2 protein-coding genes are annotated in these 1,676 nt (G+C 34.1%); both read left to right on the top strand.

The window, feature by feature from the left end:
• Nucleotides 1–201 precede the first annotated feature (201 nt).
• Nucleotides 202–1,443, top strand: coding sequence for a hypothetical protein (locus EHW90_RS13210; RefSeq protein WP_124953118.1), 1,242 nt, complete (start codon nt 202–204; stop codon nt 1,441–1,443).
• A 47-nt stretch (nt 1,444–1,490) separates the two neighbouring features.
• Entirely contained in the window at nt 1,491–1,643 is a 153-nt protein-coding gene (locus EHW90_RS13205; RefSeq protein ID WP_243113968.1) for a hypothetical protein, read from the top strand.
• Nucleotides 1,644–1,676 lie beyond the last annotated feature (33 nt).

The following is a 1,676-nucleotide window of genomic DNA, read 5'->3' as shown; positions in this document are numbered from 1 at the left end:
TGGAAGTATTTTGATAAAAGCAAAGGACACTGTTGAGATAAGCAGTGAGGATTCAAATATATCCATGGTGGCAGGTAAAAGGATTATGCTTTTGCAAGATGATACACAAATAATATTAAAAGACGGAATAACTGTGAGTGGTGAAGGTATTCATATAAGCTGAAAAAATATGCTTTTGATGTGAGCGGAAAGGGATTTTTTATGCTGATTATAGAAAATTTAGAAATAGAAATAGCAATACCTATTTATCTGGTTGAAAACTTTGTTATAAAAACTGTTCCGAACATGCATACCGTCTGTAATATTAGCGGAGTGCTTGAGAAAAACCTTGGGGAAACAATTCTTACAGACAAAAAGGATATGGATATTCATATAAAATACAAAGGAAATACTGTATTTCGAGGATTTGTAGAAGAAATAAGTATTCATTCATCAGCAGATGTACATTATTTTGAACTTAAGGCATATTCATACAGTAAAAAATTAGATAATAAAGAACATACAGAATTATTTCAAAATATAGAAAAAACTTATGGTGACCTTGCCCGTGAAGTGGCTAGAAGATACTCAGGAGACATCAGTAAATACAATATAAAGGATAAGGAAATTAAAAGTCCTGTGCTTTGCTATAAGGAGAGTGCCTGGGACTTTGCAGTTAGAATGGCATCCTGCATAAAAACATTTATCTATCCAAGTATGGAATATGATAAGCCACATATTCATATGGGAATACATACAGGGAATATGATTGAGCCGGGAGGTATTATAAGTGAGAGTAGAGATCTGATCAGGAAAAATGAGGATACAAGCCGAATAGAGTATAGGCTAAGAACATATAACTCTTATGATATAGGTGATAACATAGCGTTAGATAATAAGATTTTAACTTTATATAAAAAAGAGGTGGAGTTTACAAAGGGAGAGTTGATATTTAATTATCAAGGGGTTGAAAGATCATGTATAGAAGATATGATATATCCGCTTGAAAATGAAAATATGATAGGTTTGAGTCTTATGGGGAAAATCAAGAGGTATAAGGATGGAAAAGTATATTTAAGACTTGATATCGAAAAAAAAGAGCCGGAGTATGGATTTGATTGGTATCCTGAGACCGGAAATGTATTATATGCGGTACCTGATGAAGGAGAAAAAGCACAACTTTATATAGCAGGTATGGATACAGGAGATATGTATGTAGTACGAACCTTCGGCAGTAAAGGTAGTGATGAAAATAAAAAGCAATTGGAAGTGGGAAAGAAAAGTCTTAATTTCTCAAATGAGGGAATAAGCTTCATTGCAGATGATATACTTACCATGAATGACAGAAGATTCAAGCTTACAGGCAGTGGAGATGTGAACATAAGTGCAGCTGATAAACTGACAATAAAGGCAAGAAATATAAGACTAAACAGTAAAGAAGAGATAGTGTATATAAGCAAGTAAAATTTTGTAGCAGTAATGGAGTACAAATCCGAAGAACGAGGTGCAAAGTGGCGGACGGTATACAGAAAATGTATGAGCATCAGGAAATGAAGGGATATGGAGGATATGAATATGTGGTAAGAGGTGCAGAGGTTTCCTGTAGCTATGGAAGCAAAACATGTGTATTAAACTTGAAAGATGATCATGGAGTGCACACTTAGATGGAAGGCCTTTAATCACAGAAAATGACAGTA

The sequence above is a fragment of the Lachnoanaerobaculum orale genome (assembly GCF_003862485.1).
In the GTDB taxonomy this organism is placed as follows: Bacteria; Bacillota; Clostridia; order Lachnospirales; family Lachnospiraceae; genus Lachnoanaerobaculum; species Lachnoanaerobaculum orale.
Note: the sequence above shows the minus strand (reverse complement) of the source record. Positions and strands in the feature narration are given on the sequence as shown.